Here is a 22,063-nt window from a genome sequence, read left to right as displayed (position 1 = left end):
CTTACCGCTGGCTCACCGTTGCGATCAGCGCCCTTAAATGCCGAGCACGCGCTTTAACTGCGCTGCATCGACGCCGCTGCCCGCGAAATCGTCGAATGCATGCTCGGCCACGCGAATGATGTGCTCGCGGATAAACTCCGCGCCTTCGCGCGCGCCGTCATGTGGATGCTTGAGCGCGCATTCCCATTCGAGCACTGCCCAGCCCGGGAAATCGTATTGCGCCATTTTGGAAAAGATCGCGCGAAAATCGATCTGGCCGTCGCCGAGCGAGCGGAAGCGTCCCGCGCGCTCCACCCAGCCGCTATAACCGCCGTACACGCCTTGCCTGCCGTTCGGCCGGAACTCCGCGTCCTTCACATGAAACGCCTTGATGCGCTCGTGATAGATGTCGATGAACGCAAGGTAGTCGAGTTGCTGCAGAACGAAATGGCTCGGGTCGTAGAGGATATTCGCGCGCGGATGCTGTTTTACTCCATTCAGGAAGCGCTCGAAGGTCACGCCGTCGTGCAGATCCTCGCCGGGATGAAGTTCGTAGCACACGTCCACACCCGCTGCTTCGAAGGCATCCAGAATCGGCGTCCAGCGGCGCGCGAGTTCGTCGAACGCGGCCTCGATCAAACCGGTTGGACGCTGCGGCCACGGGTACACATACGGCCACGCAAGCGCGCCGGAGAACGACACGTGCGTGGTCAGCCCCAGGCGCTGCGACGCCTTCGCCGCCAGCTTCAATTGCTCGATGGCCCACTGCGTTCGCGCTGCCGGGTCGCCACGCACATGCGGCGCGGCGAAACCGTCGAACAATGCATCGTAAGCGGGGTGCACGGCCACGAGCTGCCCTTGCAGATGCGTCGACAACTCGGTAATCGTGACGCCAGCGTTCTCGACCGTCTCGCGCAGTTCGTCGCAGTACGCCTGACTCGACGCTGCCTGTTCGAGATCGATCAGGCGCGCATCGCACGGCACCTGAATGCCCTTGAAACCGAGCCCCGCAGCCCAGCTAGCCAGATGCGCGAGGTTGTCGAACGGCACTTCGTCGCCCATGAACTGAGCGAGAAAAATCGCCGGACCTTTGATGGTTCTCATCGTATGGTTCCTTTAGCGGGGTGCGCTGTCTCACTACGCGCCCCGCTGCCAATAGACGGTGCAAAGGCTCAGAACGGCGAGTCCGGGAAATAGAACTGCTGCGCGTTCTCCTTCGTGATCAGCACCGACGGAATGATCGTGGTGGCCGGCAGCTTCTCGCCCTTCAGGCGTGCTTCGGCGGTGAGCTTGATTGCGTCGTAGATGAATTTCGGCGAGTACGACACGTCCGCCTGGATGCGTGGCGCGCCGTCCATCACATTCTTCACCATGCCTTTCGAACCCGCGCCGCCGAAAACGATCTTGACGTCGCTGCGCTTCGCCTGGTCGATCGCCTTGAGCACGCCGACCGCCATGTCGTCGTCGGCGGCCCAGACGGCGTCGATGTGCTTGAAGCGCGTCAGATAGTCCTGCATGACCTTGAACGCGTCGTCGCGATTCCAGTTCGCGTATTTCGCGTCGAGAATCTTGATGTTCGGATAGCCCTTCAGCACGCCGGTGAACGCTGTCCAGCGTTCGTTGTCGAGCGTCGTCGGAATGCCGCGCAGCGCGACGATGTCGCCTTTGCCGTCGAGCGCTTTCGCCAGATATTCGGCGGGAATTCTGCCGAACGCGGTGTTGTCGCCGGCCACGTAGGCGTCCTGCGCGCTGGTGTCCGTCAAGCCGCGATCCACCACCGTCACATACACGCCCTTCTTTTTTACCTGCGCGACCGGCTGCGTGAGCGAAGCCGATTCGAACGGGAAAATTACAAGCGCATTGATCTTGTTCACCGTAACCAGATCCTGCAACTGGTTTGCCTGTTCAGGCGCTCCAGCCGCTGTCTTCACGATGACTTTCAGATTCGGATGTTCTTTCTCGAGATCGGCCTTCGCCTTGTTCGCCCACCAGACGATGCCGCCCGTGAAGCCGTGGTCGGCTGTCGGAATCGCGACGCCCAGCGTGACCTTGTCATCGGCTCGTGCAGCGCCCGCGGTGCCCAGTATCCCCAACGCCAGCATGCCGGCGCCGATCGCTCGAATGACCTGCTTCATGGTTGTGTCTCCAATTTGTGCTGTTGTGAGGCGTTCGTGCGCCCCTGCCATTGTGTCGCTTTGCAGCGCTACACCTACCGCCGTCCGCGTTGAACGAACGCGACGAAGATAATCACCACGCCCTGCACCGCCGCGTTCAGATACACGCTGATGATGCTGGTCAAATTCAGAATATTGGCAATGACCGACAGCAGAATTGCGCCGATGACCGTGCCGATCACGCGTCCCTCTCCGCCCTTGAGCGCGGTGCCGCCCACCACCACCGAAGCAATCGCTTCGAGTTCCCATAGCAAACCGGTGGTCGGCGTCGCCGAGCCGAGGCGCGGCACATACAGCACGGTGGCCACGCCAACGCAGATGCCGAGCAGCACATACGTGACGATCTTTACGGTATCGACACGTATGGCCGCATAACGCGCGACCTGTTCATTCGATCCGATCGCCTGCACATGACGTCCGAACGCGGTGCGATTCAGAATCAGCGCGCCGCCCGCCGCCGTCACGAGAAATACCCAGATCGGCACGGGCACACCGAACAGACTCGCGTAATAAACGGGACCATAAAGATCGGATAACGAATTATCCAGCGTCAGCGCGCCGCCATCGGCGAGCCATGTCAGCACCGCGCGAAAAATGCCCAGCGTGCCGAGCGTGACGATGAACGGCTCGATGCGCCCCTTGGTGATCAGCAGCCCGTGCGCGCAGCCGAACAGTCCGCCCAGCACGAACGCGAATGCGATGCCAAGCGTCACGATGACGAGCGGCGCAAAAGTGTGGCCGCCGACGCCCGCCGCAAGCCCGTTCATCAGCCAGATCATGCTGCCCGCGATCAGCGCCGCCATCGAGCCGACCGACAGATCGATGCCGCCCGAGATGATCACGAACGTCATGCCCACCGCGATGATGCCGATGAACGACGTGCGCGTCAGCACGTTCATCATGTTGTCGAGCGTCGCAAAATCGCGATTCAACGCCGTGCCGACGATACACAGCGCGACCAGACCGACGAGCGGTCCGAGTGCATACAGTCGATGCGCGAAGCGCAACGCGCGGCCGGATTGCACGGCTTCAGTGGGTGCCGGTCGCATGGGCGATCAACTCCTCTTCGGTCAGATGGTCGAGCGTCAGCGTGGCTTGCAGGCGTCCCGCGCGCATGACGGCGACGCGATGGCACAAGCCGATCAGCTCGATCAGTTCGGATGAAATGACGATCACCGCGCGGCCCTGCGCGGCGAGACGATGAATCAGGAAATAAATGTCGCGTTTCGCACCGACGTCGACGCCGCGTGTCGGCTCGTCGAGCACGATGACGTCTGGCTCCGGCTGTAGAAACTTGGCGAGCGCAAGCTTCTGCTGGTTGCCGCCGGAGAGCATGCGCGCGCGGCTCGACAGGTCGCCCGTGCGTATGCCGAATTCGCTCACCGCGCTTTTCAATGCGTCGCGGCCCGCTTTCATGTCGAGCAGCGGATGCGCGTAACGTTCGAGCGTCATGAGCGTCACGTTGTCCTGCAGGCTCAGGTTCACGTGCAGGCCCTTGCCTTTGCGGTCTTCGCTGAGATACGTGAGGCCGTGGCGCATTGCTTCGCGTGGACTTTTCAGATCGACGGGACGCCCCGCGATTTCGATGCGTCCAGCCGTGCGCTTGCGCAAACCGATGATCGCTTCGAATGCTTCCGTGCGCCCCGCGCCGACGAGCCCCGCGAAGCCCAGCACTTCACCGGCACGCACGTCGAAGCTCAGATCGTCGACCCATTCCGGCACGGCGAGCCCTTGCACTTTCAGCGCGACCGGCGCGGCGGCGGATACCGTGATCTTCTCGGGGAACATGTCGGACACGTCGCGGCCGACCATCAGGTTGGCCATCTGCTGCCGCGCCAGCGCCGCGGTTTCATTGCGCGCGACGAAGCGGCCGTCGCGCATCACGATGACTTCATCGGTAATGCGCTCGACTTCATCGAGCTTGTGCGAGATGTAAACGATGGTCACGCCATCGGCCTTCAACTTTGCCATCAGCGTGAAGAGACGCTCGGTTTCGGACGGCGTGAGCGTTGCCGTCGGCTCGTCCATGATGAGCAGGCGGGCGCGGCGCGACAGCGCTTTCGCGATTTCCACCATCTGCTTTTCCGCGACGATCAGTTCGCGCACCTTCGTGTCCGGAGCCTTGTCCAGTCCGACCTGAGCGAGGTAACGCGCGGCGTCGGCGCGCATCGCTGCATCGTCGACGAACCAGCCGCGCCGCTTCTCGTGGCCGAGATACATGTTTTGCGCAATCGTCAGATGCTCGGCCAGATTGAATTCCTGATGAATCAGCACGATGCCTTGCGCTTCGGCGTCGCGCGAACCGGCAAAGTGTTGCGCATGACCGTCCACCAGCAATGTGCCCGAGGTCGCGGTTTCATAGCCGGCGAGAATTTTCATCAGCGTGGACTTGCCCGCGCCGTTCTCCCCGAGCAAACCGTAGATGCGCCCCGGCGCGAGATCGAAGCTCACGCCATGCAGCACGCGAACCGGGCCGAAGTCTTTGCGGATGTCGTCGAAGCGGATAGCGAGGCTCATGAGTCACGTGCTCCCGCGAATCACGAGCCGGTGAGGCAGCAGCACACCCGGCACGTTGGCGAGCGGATTGGCAAGCCGCTGCAGCAGAAGGCGCGCGGCGGTTTCGCCCAGTTCGCGCATGGGCTGCGCGATCGTGGTCAGCGGCGGATCGATTTGTGCGGCGATAGAGATGTCGTCGAATCCGACCACGGCGACATCGTCGGGTACGCGCTTGCCGACGCTTCGCAAGCCGTGAAGCACGCCCGTCGCGAGCGTGTCGGACACGGCGAAGATTGCGGTCGGTGCGTCGGGCGGCAGCATCAGCGTGGCCGCCGCCGACGCACCCGCCTCATAGTCAAGGCTGTTCAGGTTCATGCGCCAGCCGTCGAGCGGCGTGATGCCGGCGTCGGTCAGCGCATCCAGATAGCCTTGCTGACGCTGCCGCGCGTACAGATAGTCGATGTCGGAATTGATGAGGCCGATGCGCCGATGTCCGCGAGACAGAAGGTGCCGCACGGCGTCGCCCGCGGCCCGGTAGTTGTCGATGCCCACATACGGCACGCCCACCGCCGGATCGAACTCGCAGCATGCAACCCAAGGCAACGCGCCGGATGCATCGCTTTGTGCCTGCTGGATCGTCGCCGGGTCGAGACAGATCGCGCCGTCGGCGCGGCGGCGGCGCAGCAGGTCGAAGTAGCCGCGCTCGCGGCCGGCGTCCGCGCCCGTGTCGCAGAGCAGCATGAAGTAACCGTGCTGGCGCGCAACGCTGTCGATGCCGCGGACGATCTCGGCGTAGAACGGATTGCCGAAGTCGGGGACCATGGTGAGCAACAGGCGGCTTTCGGCGGTGCGCAGATTGCGCGCGAGCTCGTTGACGCGGTAGCCGCTCGCGTCGACGGCGGCGAGCACCTTGTCGCGAGTCGCGGGGCGCACGTTCTCGTGGGCATTCAGCACGCGTGACACAGTCGCCACCGACACTCCCGCCTGCCTCGCCACGCCCGCGATAGAGAGCCCTTCCGCCGAACGCGACGCCCGCGAAAGCGGTTGCGGCCGCGACTCGTCGCCGGTTGCGGACACCGCTGCGGGCTTCGCTTTTGATGTCGATCTGGACAAGGCAGCGGCTTCCGGAAATGTAATCGATTACATTTTTTAGCGAACGAGTGTGGAAGTGCAAGGCCGGATTCCTAGGGATTTACACGGGGGCATCGGCGAAAAGCGAGGCGGCGACGAACACACGAGCTCCGCGACGAATGCGCGAACCCGGGCGGCGCCTGCGAAAGCCCGCTCGGCGCGATGCCCGCCTCGGCCCCGGACTGCCGGCACCATTTGGTACAATCCCGCAGTTACCCTGCCGCGGCTTGCGCATCGAGTGTTAGTGCTGACATCAGCGGGCTCTCCGCCGAAGCCGCCGCGCAGTGGGAAAATCGCAAAACTCGCCAAACCAGAACCGCCAAACCCACCATGAACATCGAGCAAGCGCGTTTCAACATGATCGAACAGCAGATCCGCCCCTGGGAAGTGCTCGACCAGGACGTGCTGAATCTGCTGTCGATCGTCAAGCGTGAAAACTTCGTCCCCGCCGCATACCGCGATCTGGCTTTCGCCGACTTCGAAGTGCCGTTGCCGGCCGGTCAGCATATGCTGGCGCCGCGCGTCGAGGCGCGCACGCTGCAGGAACTGGCGGTGAAGAAACATGAGAGCGTGCTCGAAATCGGCGCCGGTTCCGGTTACATGGCGGCGCTGCTCGCGCACCGCGCGCAACACGTGCTGACAGTCGATATCGAACCGGAACTCGCGGAACTGGCAAAGAACAACCTGATCGCGAATGGCGTGCTGAATGCCGAAGTCGCGACCGGCGACGCCGCGCGCGGCTGGGCCGCCGCTGCTCCGTACGACGTGATCTGCGTGTCGGGCGGACTGCCCGTGCTGCCGCAGGAAATTCTCGAACACCTGAAGATCGGCGGCCGTCTGGCAGCGTTTGTCGGCACCGCGCCGGTCATGAAGGCGCAGATCATCACGCGTATCGACGAAAAGCAGTACCGCGTCGCCGACGTGTTCGAAACCTACGTCGAACCGCTCGTCAACGCGGTGCAGCCGCCGCGCTTCAAGTTCTGATTCGCGTGTTTTTCACGGACGGCCGGCGCGCCGCCGTCCTCTGAACGGAAGTCTCGCTGATGCAAAACCTGACCGCTCCCGCACTCGCCGAATGGCTCGCCGACACGTCGCGTCCCGCACCCGTGCTGCTCGACGTGCGCGAGCCGTGGGAAATCCAGACGGCGGCGATGGCCGGCATCGTGTCGATTCCCATGCGTGAAATTCCCGCGCGCAGCGAAGAACTCGACGACGACGCGCAAATCGTCTGCATCTGCCACCACGGCGCACGCAGCGCGCAGGTCGCGATGTTCCTCGAATCGCGCGGCCACGCGAACGTCTTCAATCTGCAAGGCGGGATCGACGCATGGTCGCGCCAGGTCGACCCGTCAGTTCCCACTTACTGAGCCCACGGGCAATGAAGCGTCAGCACGCGCCGCTCCTGGCGTCTGCTCTGGCGCTTGCTTGCGCGCTTGCCTGCGTGTTGCACGCGCCGCTCGCGCAAGCAGTCGATCTCTCCCAACTCTACGACGAAGCGCTCTCCAACGACGCGCCTCTGCAAAGCGCGCGCGCCGCGCTCGCCGCCAATAGCGAGGAACTGCCGCTCGCACGCGCGAAGCTGCTGCCGCAAGTCTCGGCGTCGCTCAATGGCAGCCGTCAGAGCACCGACTTCGGCGGTGGCTTTCCGGCGTCGTACGGCAACACCTACGGCTATGTGGTCTCGCTTACGCAGCCACTCATTCATGTGGACAGCTGGTACGGCTATGCGCAGGGCAAGCTCGCGGTCGCGTCCGCGCAGGCCTCGTTCGCGCAGGCGCGCCAGGATCTGATCGTGCGCCTTGGCGAGGCGTACTTCGACGCGCTCGCCGCGCAAGACAGCGTTGCCATCGCGCGGTCGCAGAAGGCGTCGATCGCGCAACAACTAGAATCGGCAAAGCGTTCATTCGAAGTGGGCAACACGACGATCACCGACACGAACGAAGCGCAGGCCAAATACGATCAGGCGGTCTCGCAGGAAATCGCCACGCAGAACGATCTCGCCGTCAAGCTGGCGGCGCTGCAGCAGATCGTCGGGCATCCGGTCGAGCATATCGACGGTCTCGCGGCCGGGGCTCCGCTTCCGCCGCCCGTGCCCGCGGACATCAACCAATGGGTCGATGCGGCGAGCGACGCGAACTACCAGGTGGTACTCAGACAGATCGCGCTCGATAACGCGCAGCGTGAAACGTCGAAGGCGAAAGCCGGCCATCTGCCGACTGTGGATCTGGTCGCGAGCCGCTCGCATAGCAGCCTGGGCGCGGCGGGAGCCGGCAACTTCGGCGGGAATTTCGGCGGCGGCTTCGGCAGCGGCGCGAATACGCCTTCGCCCGGCACGCCTGCGCTGGCAGCTGAACTCGGCAACCTGGGCTCCTCGTACACGAACAGCACGATCGGCGTACAGGTCACGATTCCGCTTTTCGCAGGCGGCGCCACGCAAAGCCGCGTTCGCCAGACGCTCGCACTCGAGGACCAGGCTGCCGCCGATCTCGACACTGCCCGGCGCAACGCGGCGCTCTCCGCGCGCCAGGCGTTTCTCGGCGTGGTCAGCGGGCTCGCGCAAGTGCGTGCGCTGCAGACTGCCGAGCGCTCCGCGCGCACGTCGCTCGAATCGAATCTGCTTGGCTATCAGGTCGGCGTGCGTATCAACATCGATGTGCTGAACGCGCAAGACCAGCTCTTCTCCGCGCGGCGCGACCTGGCAAAGGCGCGTTACGACACGCTGATCAATAGTCTCAAGCTGAAGGCCGCCACTGCGAACCTCACCGATCAGGACGTCTTGCAGCTGAGCTCGCTGCTATCTCCCGTCGACGATGGCGCATTGACCGCGCTGCCACAAGCGCCCACAGTGCCGCATCCGGGCGCCGCGGCGAAGGGCGCGGCGGGCAAGCTCGGGCGGCGGGGGTTGTCCGGTACGGCCACAACGCAATAGCCGCTGCTGCAGTTCAAAGCCGGGCTGATCCGCGGACCGATTCGCGGACTGTACCGTTCACCCGGCATATAAATCGCTCGCGCTTCAACGACGATCTTCCACGCATCTTCCTGCAGAACGGGACCCAACTGTGCGGCCTCACTCTCGCATTTGTCCTCGCGTGCGGCCGCTTTGAACCCTCTCCCATCTTTCTGAATGTCATCGGGGCTTAACTTGAGTTACTCAAGATCCGTTCCCATTCGATCTCTTACAACCGACATCAGGAAGCCTATGTTGTTCCAACCACCCGCACGCCGCCCGTTATCGACTTTCGTTGCTTTATGCACCCTGCTCGCGCTGGGCGCGTGCGGCAGCAGTGACGACCTCCAGAGCAGTGCGGCCGTCGCGCCCGCCCCGCCGGCGGATCCTGGATTTGTGGACAGTGCCTCCATTCCTCCCGTGCCGGCATTCGTCGACAATGCTGCTTCCAATCAAAGAAACGACGCGCACTTCGCGACCCTCGATACGAATGCCGGCGTACGTGTGGTCGCGCGCTTCCTCGACCTGTGGCAGCCGTCGACGATGATTGTCGACGCGGGAGCGTCCGCGCCTGCAGTCGACGGTTTCCCCGCCGTGGTTGCCTCGACATGCTCGGGTCTCATCAACTCAGGCACGGCGTGCGGCACGGTCCTCAATGCGGCCGTGTTGAATCAGAACACACAGTTCGTCGTCAACGAGACGGTCTCGCGCACCCAGGCGCAAGCGGACGCAGCGTATTTCGACGACCGCCGCAACAAGGGATACAGCGTGACAGACGGTATGGGACCGTTGACCGGCGCATGGCTCGGCCTCACGCAGCAGACCACCACTATCACCTCGATTCCCGCGAATGCGACCACCACGCTGTACAACGACGCAGGCAACAACACGGGCGTTGGCCGTCCGGCCAATGCCGCGTTCGGCACCGTGGTCGACTTTGTCAACGCAATGAGCACGAACGGTTCGACAGAACCTGCGAAGCGCTTCTACAAATACGCGAGGCCGTACCGCTGGAGCAGTTCGGTGGTGGTCGTGCCGACACTCGTGCCGGCCGAAAGCACGACGCCCGCCACCGATGGCGGCTTCATCAGCGGCCATACGGCGGAGGCAATGCGCGACTCGATGGCCATGGCTTACGTGGTCCCGCAGCGCTTCCAGGAAATGATGAGTCGTGCGATGGAACTGGGCGAAAACCGTATCGTCGCAGGCATGCATTCGCCGCTCGACGTGACAGGTGGACGGATGCAGGGCCTGGCGGTTGTGGCTGCCAATCTGTATAACCCGGCCAACGCGTCTTTGAAGGCCGCCGCCTACGCGCAGGCCCAAAGCGCTTTGATGACGCAAACCAGCACGACGAACAACACGTTCAACGCGTTCGCGCATTCGGGCACGACCGCGACGGACCGTTTCGCCGACTACACGGCCAACCGGTCGGACTACTTGCGCCGGATGACATTCGGCTTCGCGCAAATCGAAGCGACCGATGCAGCGCCGGTGGTTCCGAAGGGTGCGGAACTGCTGCTGGAAACCCGCTTTCCGTACCTCAGCGCGGATCAACGCCGCGTCGTGCTGAAGACGACCGAACTTCCGTCGGGGTATCCCGTCATGGACGATGCCGAGGGCTGGGGCCGCCTGAACATGTTCGCAGCCGCGGACGGCTATGGCGCGTTCAACGGCAATGTGATCGTCTCGATGGACGCGACACAAGGCGGCTTCAACGCGCTCGACACCTGGCGCAACCCGATCTCGGGCACGGGCAAGCTCACCTTGCAAGGAACCGGCACGCTGAGACTGGCCGGAGCCAACACCTACTCGGGTGGCTCGCAGATTGCAGGCGGCACGCTCGAAGCCGACTCGGCGTCCGCGCTCGGAACAGGTGACGTGTATCTAGGTGCGGGCTCGCTGGTCGTCAATGCGCCCGGTGTGGTTTCGGTCGTCGGCAAATTCACGCAGCTTGCAAATACGACGCTGGAGCTCAATCTCGGCGCCAATGGACAAGGCTCGATGAAGGTCGGCGCTCAGACCACGGTTCTCGGCGGAACGCTGCATGTGAAGTTCGTCGACGGCTTCAAACCCAAGGCGGGCGATACGATCACTGTGATCAGCGGCAATGGTTCGAACGTGAAGTTCTCCGCTGTTTCCGTTGATGGCTTCAAAGCCACGCCGGTCTACTCATCAACCGGCGTTCAGGTCCATCTCGATTCGTAACCAAGGCGGCAAGGCTCCCCGCCTTCGCCACATCGGCTGCGAGTCCGCTCTGCGCGGACTCGCAGCCTTGCATTTACCCCTGAATGAACGCCAGCAGATCAGCGTTGAGCACATCTGCGTTCAACGTCAACATGCCGTGTGGGAAGCCCGGATACGTCTTCAATGTTCCGTTCTTCAACAGCTTGATCGACTTCAGCGCCGCATCGGCAAACGGCACGATCTGGTCGTCTTCGCCGTGCAGCACGAGAGTCGGCACGCTGATCGAGCGAAGGTCTTCGGTCTGGTCCGTTTCCGAGAAGGCCTTGATGCCTTCGTAGTGCGCCTTGGCGCTGCCCATCATGCCCTGACGCCACCAGTTCTGGATCACGCCTTGATGGACCGTTGCGCCCGGACGATTGAAGCCGTAGAACGGCCCCGCCGGAACGTCGACGAAGAACTGCGCGCGATTGTCGGCAAGCGCCTTGCGAAAGCCGTCGAAGACTTCAAGCGGCAGACCTTCCGGGTTTGCTTCGGTCTTGAGCATCAGCGGCGGCACGGCGCTCACCAGCACCGCCTTCGCGACGCGGCCAGCCGGTTCGCCGTGCTTCGCCACATAGCGAGCCACCTCGCCGCCGCCAGTCGAATGGCCGATATGTACGGCGTTGCGCAGATCGAGCGCTTCGACCACCGCGAACGCGTCGGCGGCGTAGTGGTCCATGTCGTGTCCGTCGGAGACTTGCGACGAGCGGCCGTGGCCGCGCCGGTCGTGAGCGATCACGCGGAAGCCCTTCTGAACGAAGAACAGCATCTGCGTATCCCAGTCGTCGGAAGACAACGGCCAGCCGTGATGGAACACGATCGGCTGCGCGTCCTTCGGACCCCAGTCTTTGTAGAAAATTTCGACATTGTCCTTCGTTGTCACGTACGGCATGGTCGTTTCTCCTGTTTCACGTTTTGGGCAATAGCAGACTGGATGATCCGGCGCGAGTGTTACGAAAGCCACCATGGTGGCAACAAACTGTGGAGCGAATCTGGCAACGCGCTGAAAGGAGAATACTGACACGCGCCGCGTTATGGAAGCGCGATGAAAAGAACTGATCGTTGCGCCGCTGCCATCAATCGCCTCTTGGCACGCTCACTCTCGTCGCAATTTATTGCGCCGCTTCGTCCACCCGATTGAGAAATTTCGCAGGGTTTCCCGAATACCAGACAGGCACCATGCTCGGTCCATTTCGGGAGCCGTGTGATGAGACTCATGAAGATAGCGATGCTGGCCGCAACCGTGTTGCCGTTGGCGTCGTATGCCGCACTCGGCGGCCCGCCGGTCACGGGAGCGTCCATGCCGCTCATGCTGCGCGCCGCCACGCCGCAGTCCGCTTCGGCGTCCGCTCCGGCGTCCGCAAGCAGCCAGCCGGCCGGCGGGCTCGTTAGCGCGGCGCCCTACTCGGTGCGTCAGTCGAACGACGCGAACGGCGCCACGATCCGCGAATACGTGTTGAGCGCCAACGTCGTCTTCGCCGTGACCTGGGACGGCCCGGTGCGCCCGAACATGCGCGCGCTGCTCGGCAGCTACTTCGCGAATTACGTTGCATCCGGGCAAAGCGGCGTGCGCGGCTCCGGTCCTCTGATCGAAGGCAACGACGACTTCCGCATCGAATCCGCAGGCCGCCTTGGGCGCTTCTTCGGCATGGCCTGGGTGCCGCGTCTGATGCCCGCGGGCGTGCGTCCGGGCGATCTCGAATAACAGCCATGCGCTTCCCGGGAAAACACATGAATACATTGAAAAAGACGCTGTCGCTCGCGGCGGTCATCGGCGTCCTGACGCTTGCCGCTTGTGGCGGCGGGGGCGGCGGGAGTGCCGGCTCCGGCACTCAGGGCAATAATTCGGCAGGCTGGAACGCCACGCCGCAATGGACACCGCACGGGTCCGGCGCCTCCGGCGGTTCGGGGAATTCATCGCCGCCCGCTACAGGCGACAACACGGTCACGATCCGCGTCGACAATACGATGGGCGGCGTCAACCTGCTCAAGGCCTCGATCAGGCTATGCGTGCCGGGCACCCAGAACGCGCCGCAATGCGTGACCGTCGACAACATGCTGGTCGACACCGGCTCCACCGGCGTGCGGATCGCCGCGCGCGCCATTCCCACACTGGCCCCGCTGCTGCTCATGCAAGTCGGCGCAGTCGACGACATAAGCGGCTCCGCCCCCATCGTCGAATGCATGCCGTTCGCCTCAGGCTATACGTGGGGCTCGGTCAAACGCGCCGACATTACGATCGGCAGCAAGACAGCGAGCAACCTTCCAATCCAGGTGTACGCGGACAACGCATTCGCCGCCCCCGACGACTGCACGAACTACGGTGCCGACCTGGGCGGCGGCGCCTTCGCTGGCATTAACGGTATTCTCGGCGTCGACAGTTTCGCTACAGACTCAGCCGACGCGGTCACTACCGCGATTCCTGGCAATTACTACTACTGCCCGTCGCAGAACTCGTGCATTAGCACACGCATGCTAGCCGGCAAGGAAGTGAAGAACCCCGTAGCCGCATTCGCCACGGACAACAACGGCACGATCATCCGCCTGCCCGCTGTGCCGGCCGGCGGCCAGACGAGCGTCACGGGGCAACTGGTGTTCGGCATCGGTACGCAGCAGAACAACGCGTTGCCGCCGAGCGCGACCGTGCTCGCCATCGACAAATACGGCGCTTTCACGACGCAGTATCGCGGCAAAGTCTTTACCCGCAGCGTGATCGACAGCGGCACTAATGCATACGCCTTCCCCGACGACACCATCGCGACGAGTGCGGACGGCTGGTACACGCCTGCCACGCCGCTGAATATGAGCGCAACAATGGAGGCCACCAACGGCACAGGCAAGCCGCTCGATATGCCGTTCTCCATTGCTGATACGAGCAACCTGCGATTATCCGGCTACTACGCTCTCAGCAACGCCGGCGTGAACTTCGCGTACAGCGGGAAAAACGGCATGTTCCTGTGGGGGCTGCCGTTTTTCTATGGCCGGGACGTCTACACAGTAATGGGGAACGCGAAGGTCGGTAACCAGAGCGGACCGTTCGTCGCGTTCTAGCGTACTGACGCAAACCACGCGCAATGCATGAGGCCGGCGCGGCACGCGCTGGCCTCATGCAAACGCCTGATGCAAAGACCTGATGCAACCCCTACGGCGAACTCCTAAAGTCAGCGCATAAAGCCATCGCCCGAAGCTTCAATCCGTCTCCCTCAACACCTCGGCCACCGTCGCAAAAATCTCGTCGATCTGAGCCTCTTCGATAATGAGCGGCGGCGAGAACGCGAGAATGTCGCCGGTATAGCGTGTCAATACACCCTTCTGGAAACATCGCACGAACACGTCGTAAGCGCGTGTGCCAGGCGCGCCGTCGCGCGACGCAAGCTCGACGCCGCCCACCAGCCCGAGGTTGCGAACGTCGATCACATGCCGTTCACCGCGCAGCTTGTGAATCGCGCGCTCGAAAAGCGGCGCCATCCGCGCGGCCCGATCGAACAACTGCTCGCGCTCGTAGAGGTCGATCGTCGCGCATGCCGCCGCAGCCGCAATCGGATGTCCCGAGTACGTATAGCCATGAAACAGCTCGATGCCGCCCGGCGCGCCGTTCACGATCGAGTCGTGAATCTGGCCGCTTGCGGCCACCGCGCCCATCGGAGCGGCCGCGTTGTTGGTGCCCTTCGCCATCGTCAGCAGGTCGGGTGTGACGCCGAAATACTGCGCGGCGAACGGCGCGCCGAGGCGGCCCCAACCCGTGATGACTTCGTCGAAGATCAGCAGAATGCCGTACTTGTCGCAAATCTCGCGCAACCGTTGAAGATAACCTTGCGGCGGAATCAGCACGCCTGTCGATCCGGCCACCGGCTCGACGATCACCGCCGCAACCGTCGACGCATCGTGCAGCGCGACGATCCGCTCGAGTTCGTCGGCGAGATGCGCGCCCCACGCCGGTTGGCCCTTCGAATAAGCGGCCTCTTTGATGTTCAGCGTATGCGGCAAATGATCGATCGACGGCAGTAGCGCGCCCGAAAACGCCTTGCGGTTGGGCGCAATGCCGCCAACGGAAATTCCGCCGAAGCCGACGCCGTGATAGCCGCGCTCGCGTCCAATGAAGCGGGTGCGTTGTCCCTCGCCACGCGAGCGGTAATAGGCAAGCGCGATCTTCAGCGCGGTGTCGACTGCTTCCGAGCCTGAGTTCACGAAGAAGATGTGCTTCAGATCGCCCGGCGTGTGTCGCGCGATTTTCGTCGCGGCTTCGAATGCTTTCGGGTGGCCCATCTGGAACGTGGGCGCGAAATCCATCTCAGCAGCCTGAGCCTGCACGGCGGCCACGATTTCATCGCGGCAGTGCCCTGCGTTCACGCACCACAGGCCCGCGGTGCCGTCGAGAATGCGCCGCCCATCATGCGAGGTGTAGTACATGCCCTTCGCGCTCGCGAGCAGACGCGGCGCGCTCTTGAACTGGCGATTGGCGGTGAAGGGCATCCAGAACGCGGACATATCGGGTTGATTGGCGCCGGCGGATTCAGTCATCTCATATCTCCATGCAGAACTGTCGACAGGAATTAGCGCTTCAGCGCTTAGTCCCGTCCCATGCAAAGGCCAGTAAGCGGTCTTTCAGTGTAGGCACAACACAGCGCATGCACAAAGCAGCGGCGCATGTGCACCGCCAAAGCCCGCTGGCCGATCGTCACGCTTCGTCGCGGCGCGGCGCGCACCTGAACGAGGCGCATCGAAGCCATGTGCACCAGATTCGTACGCCAAGCAGCATAAGCCCGCTCGCATGGAGGCGCGCCGCAGCGCGCGAAGCCGCGGAGCGCCCCGCATCCCTCACATGGCATGTGCCTTGCAGTACACGAGCGGCAAGTCATGCGGGGCAAGCCCCGTGGCTGAAATCGACGCCCATAAACATTCATCATCAATGGCAAGGGGATACACATGAAACGTCGCAGTCTGTTGAAGTTCGGCTCCATGTCCGGCGCGCTCGCGCTTGCAGGTCGCGCGCCGTTCGCGCACGCACAGTCCGCGAGCGGCCCGATCAAGGTTGGCATCCTGCATTCCCTGTCCGGCACGATGGCGATCTCCGAGACATCGCTGAAAGACACCGCGCTGATGACGATCGCTGACATCAACAAGAACGGCGGCGTGATGGGCCGTCAGCTTCAGCCGGTGGTGGTCGACCCCGCTTCGAACTGGCCGCTCTTCGCCGAAAAAGCGCGTCAATTGATCACGCAGGAAAAGTGCGCGGTGGTGTTCGGCTGCTGGACGTCGGTGTCGCGCAAGTCGGTGCTGCCGGTGTTCGAGGAACTCAACGGGCTGCTCTTCTACCCGGTCCAGTACGAAGGTGAAGAGATGTCGCGCAACGTGTTTTACACGGGCGCTGCGCCGAACCAGCAGGCGATCCCTGCAACCGAATATCTGATGAGCGCGGAAGGCGGCGGCGCGAAGCGCTTCTTCCTGCTCGGCACCGACTACGTGTATCCGCGCACGACCAACAAGATTCTGCGCGCGTTCCTGAAGTCGAAGGGCGTGCAGGAGGCCGACATCCAGGAGGTCTATACGCCGTTCGGCCACAGCGACTACCAGACCATCGTCGCGAACATCAAGACCTTCTCGCAAGGCGGCAAGACGGCTGTGATCTCGACGGTGAACGGCGACTCCAACGTGCCGTTCTATAAGGAACTCGGCAACCAGGGGCTGAAGGCTTCCGATGTGCCGGTCGTCGCGTTCTCGGTCGGCGAGGAAGAACTGCGCGGCATCGACACGAAGCCGCTGGTGGGCAACCTCGCGGCATGGAACTACTTCATGTCCGTGCGCAACCCGGCCAACGAGAAGTTCAAGAAACAATGGGCCGCGTGGGTCAAGGAGAACAATCTGCCTGGCGGCACCAAGCGCGTGACGAACGACCCGATGGAAGCGACTTTCGTCGGCATCCACATGTGGAAGCAGGCTGTCGAGAAGGCGAAGAGCACCGAAGTCGACAAGGTGCGCGTGGCGATGATCGGCCAGCAGTTTGCAGCGCCGTCGGGCTTCACGCTCGAAATGGACGGCAACCACCATCTGCACAAGCCGGTGATGATCGGCGAAGTGCGCGCAGACGGTCAGTTCAACGTGGTGTGGCGCACCAAGACCGCGGTTCGCGCGCAGCCGTGGAGCCCGTTCATCGCAGGCAATGCAGGCAAGCCGGATGTGGTCAGCTCGATCCCGGCGTTTCTGAAGCGCTCGCGGGTCGCTTAACGGCACCGCGTATGACGGCGGCTCGAGTGGCCGCCGTCATGTGTCGAGGCGAACTCGGGCGAACTCGGGCGAACTCGGGCGAATTCCGGGTGAACTCCCGGCGACCGTTAGCGTGTTCCGGCACGCGCAATGGGTTCGCCGCGAATCCGGCATGCGCAGCAATCGCAATCGAAACTCGCGCGCACCTGGCGAGCGATCACGGTCGTAATGCTCGCGACCCGTCCCGCTCGACACTGCCCCATGCGATTCGGCGGCTGAGCGAAGCCGTGCAGCGTGCGGCACAACACCGGCCCGCATTCAACCGGCGCGATGCGAGCATTGCAAAGCGCGTCGCCGGTCATTCTTCAAAGGCCATCATGGCGTTTTCATTCCTCACTTTTGCAGAGCGGTTCGCGCGACGCAGCGTCAGCAGCACCGCTTTTGCGTTGCTCACGTTGATTGCGTTGGGCTCGCTGACGCCGCATGCCGCGTTCGCGTTGACCGCGGCCGATGTCGCGCCGCTTGCCGCCGACGACTTCGACGCGAAGTCCGCAGCCATCGACAAACTCATCGCCAATCACGACAAGGAGTCGGTCGCGGTGCTGAAGGCGTTGTCCGAAGACGGCGTGCTCGCCACCGACTCAGGCGCCGTCCTGCTGCAGGACGGCGACGCGACGCGCGATGCCGTCACCGGCAAGACGGTCGCCGCAAGCGACGCACAACCCGTCACGTTGAATAATCTGCTGCGCTCGAAAGTGGCGGGCGCGCTCTCGGGCTTACAGCTCGACTCGCCGGATAAAGCGACGCGCGAGCAAGCCATCAACGCGCTGCTGAAAAACCCTGACCCGTCGATCAAGCCGCTCGTCGATACGGCCCGCGCAAAAGAAACCGACCCGGCTCTGAAGAAGCGCCTCGACACGCTGTGGGCAATGACCGCGCTGCATGACGCCGACGCGGCTAAGCGTCTCGAAGCAGTGAAGCTCGTCGCCGCGCGGCACGACCTCGACATGAACGAACTGCTGCGACCGCTCGTCGCGAAAAAGCCCGACGGCACATTCGCGGAAGCCGACGCTCGCGTGCGGGCCGCGGCGCAAAGCGGTATCGACGAACTCGACGCAATCCAGCGCCGCGGTGAAATCGCCGGCACGCTGTTCGCGGGTCTCTCGCTCGGCAGCGTGCTGCTGCTCGCTGCACTCGGGCTTGCCATCACGTATGGCCTGATCGGCGTCATCAACATGGCGCACGGCGAATTCCTCATGATCGGCGCCTACGCCACGTATGTCGTGCAGAACCTCTTTCAGCGCTTCGCGCCGGGCGGCTTCGACTGGTATCCGCTCGTCGCGGTGCCAGCGTCGTTCGTTGCGGCGGCACTGGTCGGCATCGTGATCGAGCGGCTCGTGCTCAAGCATCTGTATGGCCGTCCGCTCGAAACGCTGCTGACCACCTTCGGCATCAGCCTGATCCTGATTCAGGCGACGCGGATGCTGTTCGGCGCGCAGAACGTGCAGGTCGTCAATCCTTCGTGGATGAGCGGCGGCGTGACCGTCATGGCGAACCTGATCCTGCCGTACAACCGGCTCGCGATTCTCGCGTTTTCGCTGATCGTCGTCGGCATTGCATGGGCCGTGTTGACGAAGACGCGCCTCGGACTCTTCGTGCGCGCCGTCACGCAGAACCGCCGCATGGCTGCATGCGTCGGCGTGAAGACCGCACGGGTCGACTCGTATGCGTTCGCGTTCGGCGCGGGCATTGCGGGACTCGGCGGCTGCGCGTTATCGCAGATCGGCAATGTCGGGCCCGACCTCGGGCAAAGCTACATCATCGATTCGTTCATGGCGGTCGTGCTCGGTGGCGTGGGTCAACTGGCGGGCACGGTGATCGGCGGCTTCGGGCTCGGACTCGTGAGCAAGGCGATCGAGCCGTTCTGGGGCGCCGTGCTCGCGAAGATCGCGGTGCTCGTGCTGATCGTGCTGTTCATCCAGAAGCGTCCGCAGGGCATGTTCGCCCTCAAGGGCCGTAGCGCGGAGGCATGAGATGACATCTGCAACTTCTTCTTCGGCCGCGTCGGCTCATGTGGGTGCAACGGATGGCAACCCGGCCGGCAACTCAGCTGACCGCGTCGCGCAGTCGGGCTTTGCCCTCGGCTTGCCGCCGCGTCCCGCGCTGCTGTCGCGCCGTGCATGGCTTGCGCTGATCGCGCTGATCGTCGTGTTCGGCCTCGGCGTGCCGTTCGCTACGCTAGTGGTGCCGGAAGCGAGTCCGCTGCATCTGTCCGCTTATGCGACGACCATCACCGGCAAGTTCATGTGCTACGCGATCGCGGCGCTCGCACTCGATCTGGTGTGGGGTTACTGCGGCATTCTGAGTCTCGGACACGCGCTCTTCTTCGCACTGGGCGGCTACGCGATCGGCATGTACCTGATGCGCGCAATCGGCCACGACGGCAAATACGGCAGCGATCTGCCCGACTTCATGGTGTTCCTCGACTGGCATCAACTGCCGTGGTATTGGCAAGGCACGCAGCATCTCGGCTATGCGCTCCTGCTCGTGGTGCTGGTGCCGGCCGTGGTGGCATGGGTGTTCGGCTTCTTCACGTTCCGCTCGCGAGTGAAGGGCGTCTATCTGTCGATCATCACGCAGGCGATGACGTTCGCTGCCATGCTGCTCTTCTATCGCAATGAGACGGGCTTTGGCGGCAATAACGGCTTCACCGATTTCAAGCGCATCGGCGGCTTTCCAATCACGCATGCTGGAACGCGCACTGCCCTGCTGCTGATCACGTTTGCGGTGCTGATCGTCGCGTTCCTCGGCGCGCGGGCCATCGTCACCTCGAAGCTCGGCCGCGTCGTGACCGCCGTGCGCGACGGCGAAACGCGCCTGATGTTCCTGGGCTACAGTCCGCTCGCGTACAAACTCTTCGTATGGACCGTGTCCGCCGTGTTGTGCGGCATTGCCGGCGCGTTGTACGTGCCACAGGTCGGCATCATCAATCCGGGTGAGATGTCGCCTGGCAATTCGATCGAAATGGCCATCTGGGTGGCCGTCGGCGGACGCGGCACGTTGATTGGGCCGATTGTCGGCGCCTTCGCGGTGAACGGCGCGAAGAGCTTCTTCACGGCGAACTTTCCTGAATACTGGCTGTTCTTCCTCGGTCTGATTTTCGTGCTGGTCCCGCTGTTTTTGCCGAGCGGCATCATGGGACTGGTCGAACTCGTGACGCGCAAGAGGAACCGCTCATGAACGAAAACCCGATGGTTCCCGACCTGGCTTTGCCCGAACATCCTTCTGAACACGCGTTGAGCGGCGTCGCGAGCATGGGGCACGTCGTCGTTCCCGGCGAGATCGACATTTCCCACGGCACGATCCTGTATCTCGAAGACGTGACCGTGAGCTTCGACGGCTTTCGTGCGTTGAATGCGCTGACGCTTTCTATCGACGCCGGCGAATTGCGCTGCATCATCGGACCGAACGGCGCCGGCAAGACGACGATGATGGACGTGATCACCGGCAAGACCTCGCCCGATTCGGGCAAGGTGTTTCTCGGCCAGTCGATCGACCTCACGCGGATGAACGAGCCGTCCATTGCACGTGCCGGCATTGGACGCAAGTTCCAGAAGCCGACGGTTTTCGAGCAGCATCCCGTGTGGGAAAACCTCGAACTCGCAATGAAGACCGACAAGGGATGGCTTGCGTCGCTGCGCGCGCGGCTCGATCGCGAAGCGCAAGCACGCATCGAAGAAACGCTCGTGCTGATCGGTCTGGAATCCGAGGCGCGGCGTCTTGCCGGCGAACTGTCGCACGGACAGAAGCAGCGGCTGGAAATTGGCATGTTGCTGATGCAGCAACCGGCGCTGCTGCTACTCGACGAACCTGCCGCGGGCATGACCGATGACGAGACGATGCAGTTGGCAGACCTGCTCAACCATCTGCGAGGCACGTGCTCGATGATGGTCGTCGAACACGACATGGAGTTCGTGAAAGCTCTATCGGGCGATACCGGCAAGGTCACGGTGATGGCCGAAGGGCGCGTGCTCGCGCACGGCACGCTCGACGAAGTGAAACGCGACGAGACGGTGATCGAGTCGTATCTTGGCCGCTGAGCGGACAGGCCAGTCAAAGGGTCGAACGGACATGCTAGAAGTAGAAAACCTGAACCAGTACTACGGCGGCAGCCACATTCTTCGCGATGTGAAGCTCACCGTGCCCGATGGCAAACTCACCGTGCTGCTCGGCCGCAATGGCGTGGGCAAGACGACGTTGCTGCGTTGCCTGATGGGCGTCGTGCAGACGAAGAGCGGCTCGATCGCCTGGCGCGGCGCGCCGATCACGAAGCTGCCCACCTATTCTCGCGTCGAGAAAGGGCTTGCCTACGTGCCGCAGGGACGCGATATTTTTCCGCGGCTCACCGTCGAAGAAAATCTGCTGGTGGGTGCCGCCAGCAAGAAGGCACCGAAGAAGGTTCCCGATCGCATCTATGAGTTGTTTCCCGTGCTCAAGGATATGCGCAGCCGTCGCGGCGGCGATCTGTCGGGCGGTCAGCAACAGCAGCTCGCGATCGGCCGCGCGCTAATGAGCGACCCGCAACTGCTGATTCTCGACGAACCCACGGAAGGCATTCAGCCGTCGATCATTCAGGACATTGGGCGCACGCTGCGTCAACTGGTCGAAGAGATGGGCATGACCGTGCTGCTCGTCGAGCAGTACTACGACTTTGCGAAGGACATTGCCGACCGCTATTGGGTGATGAGCCGCGGCGAGATCGTCGCGGGCGGCGAAGGCGCGAACATGGATGCGGATGGCGTGCGTGCGCTGATCGCGGTGTGACGCTCTCGCGTGGGTGAGCGTGCTATGCTCGGCGCGTCTCGGGCCGGGTCTCCACGCCCTTACCCTTGCGGCTTCTCTTCCT

General features: G+C 63.2%; 18 protein-coding genes. 11 read left to right on the top strand and 7 right to left on the bottom strand.

Annotation, left to right across the window (positions count from 1 at the left end):
• Positions 1-33 precede the first annotated feature (33 nt).
• The 5 genes from J2W46_RS13785 to J2W46_RS13765 all read right to left on the bottom strand — a co-directional run bounded on the left by J2W46_RS13785 (position 34) and on the right by J2W46_RS13765 (position 5,762).
• Entirely contained in the window at positions 34-1,083 is a 1,050-nt protein-coding gene (locus J2W46_RS13785; RefSeq protein WP_310354416.1) for a sugar phosphate isomerase/epimerase family protein, read from the bottom strand.
• A gap of 68 nt (positions 1,084-1,151) precedes the next feature.
• Entirely contained in the window at positions 1,152-2,114 is a 963-nt protein-coding gene (locus J2W46_RS13780) for a substrate-binding domain-containing protein (protein ID WP_020065137.1), read from the bottom strand.
• 74 nt (positions 2,115-2,188) lie between these two features.
• On the bottom strand, positions 2,189-3,202 hold the full coding sequence (locus tag J2W46_RS13775) for an ABC transporter permease (protein WP_020065136.1): 1,014 nt from the start codon (positions 3,200-3,202) through the stop codon (positions 2,189-2,191).
• Complete coding sequence (locus tag J2W46_RS13770; RefSeq protein ID WP_020065135.1) at positions 3,183-4,670, bottom strand: sugar ABC transporter ATP-binding protein; 1,488 nt, start codon at positions 4,668-4,670, stop codon at positions 3,183-3,185. Before J2W46_RS13770 ends, J2W46_RS13775 begins: the two co-directional genes overlap by 20 nt.
• A gap of 3 nt (positions 4,671-4,673) precedes the next feature.
• On the bottom strand, positions 4,674-5,762 hold the full coding sequence (locus J2W46_RS13765; protein ID WP_027804172.1) for a LacI family DNA-binding transcriptional regulator: 1,089 nt from the start codon (positions 5,760-5,762) through the stop codon (positions 4,674-4,676).
• Positions 5,763-6,110: 348 nt separating this feature from the next.
• On the opposite strand from J2W46_RS13765, the gene J2W46_RS13760 reads away from it, so the two are divergent.
• From J2W46_RS13760 to J2W46_RS13745, 4 genes are all read left to right on the top strand, one after another.
• Entirely contained in the window at positions 6,111-6,764 is a 654-nt protein-coding gene (locus J2W46_RS13760; RefSeq protein WP_020065132.1) for a protein-L-isoaspartate O-methyltransferase family protein, read from the top strand.
• Between the two features lie 59 nt (positions 6,765-6,823).
• On the top strand, positions 6,824-7,147 hold the full coding sequence (locus J2W46_RS13755) for a rhodanese-like domain-containing protein (protein WP_088172974.1): 324 nt from the start codon (positions 6,824-6,826) through the stop codon (positions 7,145-7,147).
• An 11-nt stretch (positions 7,148-7,158) separates the two neighbouring features.
• On the top strand, positions 7,159-8,709 hold the full coding sequence (locus tag J2W46_RS13750) for a TolC family outer membrane protein (RefSeq protein ID WP_310354412.1): 1,551 nt from the start codon (positions 7,159-7,161) through the stop codon (positions 8,707-8,709).
• Between the two features lie 270 nt (positions 8,710-8,979).
• Positions 8,980-10,935 (top strand): acid phosphatase, encoded by a 1,956-nt coding sequence (locus tag J2W46_RS13745; protein ID WP_310354410.1) that lies wholly within the window; start codon positions 8,980-8,982, stop codon positions 10,933-10,935.
• 73 nt (positions 10,936-11,008) lie between these two features.
• Here the strand turns inward: J2W46_RS13745 and J2W46_RS13740 are convergent, their stop codons facing one another.
• Positions 11,009-11,845, bottom strand: a complete 837-nt coding sequence (locus J2W46_RS13740; protein WP_204520370.1) for an alpha/beta fold hydrolase — start codon at positions 11,843-11,845, stop codon at positions 11,009-11,011.
• Between the two features lie 315 nt (positions 11,846-12,160).
• On the opposite strand from J2W46_RS13740, the gene J2W46_RS13735 reads away from it, so the two are divergent.
• Entirely contained in the window at positions 12,161-12,658 is a 498-nt protein-coding gene (locus tag J2W46_RS13735; protein ID WP_310354408.1) for a DUF2844 domain-containing protein, read from the top strand.
• Between the two features lie 26 nt (positions 12,659-12,684).
• A complete protein-coding gene (locus tag J2W46_RS13730) occupies positions 12,685-14,004 on the top strand; it encodes a DUF3443 domain-containing protein (RefSeq protein ID WP_310354406.1) in 1,320 nt (439 codons plus the stop codon).
• Between the two features lie 138 nt (positions 14,005-14,142).
• Here the strand turns inward: J2W46_RS13730 and J2W46_RS13725 are convergent, their stop codons facing one another.
• The gene (locus J2W46_RS13725; RefSeq protein ID WP_310354403.1) at positions 14,143-15,474 is read right to left on the bottom strand and encodes an aspartate aminotransferase family protein; all 1,332 of its coding nucleotides are present in this window, start codon (positions 15,472-15,474) and stop codon (positions 14,143-14,145) included.
• Positions 15,475-15,879: 405 nt separating this feature from the next.
• Here J2W46_RS13725 and urtA point away from each other — a divergent pair, with 405 nt between their 5' ends.
• The 5 genes from urtA (at position 15,880) to urtE (ending at position 21,981) form a co-directional block, all read left to right on the top strand.
• Positions 15,880-17,178 (top strand): urea ABC transporter substrate-binding protein, encoded by a 1,299-nt coding sequence (urtA, locus tag J2W46_RS13720; protein ID WP_020065123.1) that lies wholly within the window; start codon positions 15,880-15,882, stop codon positions 17,176-17,178.
• A 356-nt stretch (positions 17,179-17,534) separates the two neighbouring features.
• Entirely contained in the window at positions 17,535-19,190 is a 1,656-nt protein-coding gene (gene urtB, locus J2W46_RS13715; RefSeq protein WP_310354401.1) for an urea ABC transporter permease subunit UrtB, read from the top strand.
• Position 19,191: 1 nt separating this feature from the next.
• The gene (gene urtC / locus J2W46_RS13710; protein ID WP_310354399.1) at positions 19,192-20,397 is read left to right on the top strand and encodes an urea ABC transporter permease subunit UrtC; all 1,206 of its coding nucleotides are present in this window, start codon (positions 19,192-19,194) and stop codon (positions 20,395-20,397) included.
• Positions 20,394-21,257 carry an urea ABC transporter ATP-binding protein UrtD gene (gene urtD, locus J2W46_RS13705; protein WP_088172980.1) on the top strand — a complete coding sequence of 288 codons (864 nt, stop codon included), beginning with the start codon at positions 20,394-20,396 and terminating at the stop codon, positions 21,255-21,257. The genes urtC and urtD overlap by 4 nt, the downstream gene beginning before the upstream one ends.
• A gap of 31 nt (positions 21,258-21,288) precedes the next feature.
• Complete coding sequence (gene urtE, locus J2W46_RS13700) at positions 21,289-21,981, top strand: urea ABC transporter ATP-binding subunit UrtE (RefSeq protein WP_128585061.1); 693 nt, start codon at positions 21,289-21,291, stop codon at positions 21,979-21,981.
• Positions 21,982-22,063 lie beyond the last annotated feature (82 nt).

It is taken from the genome of Paraburkholderia strydomiana (assembly GCF_031456815.1).
Lineage (GTDB): Bacteria > Pseudomonadota > Gammaproteobacteria > Burkholderiales > Burkholderiaceae > Paraburkholderia > Paraburkholderia caledonica.
Note: the sequence above shows the minus strand (reverse complement) of the source record. Positions and strands in the feature narration are given on the sequence as shown.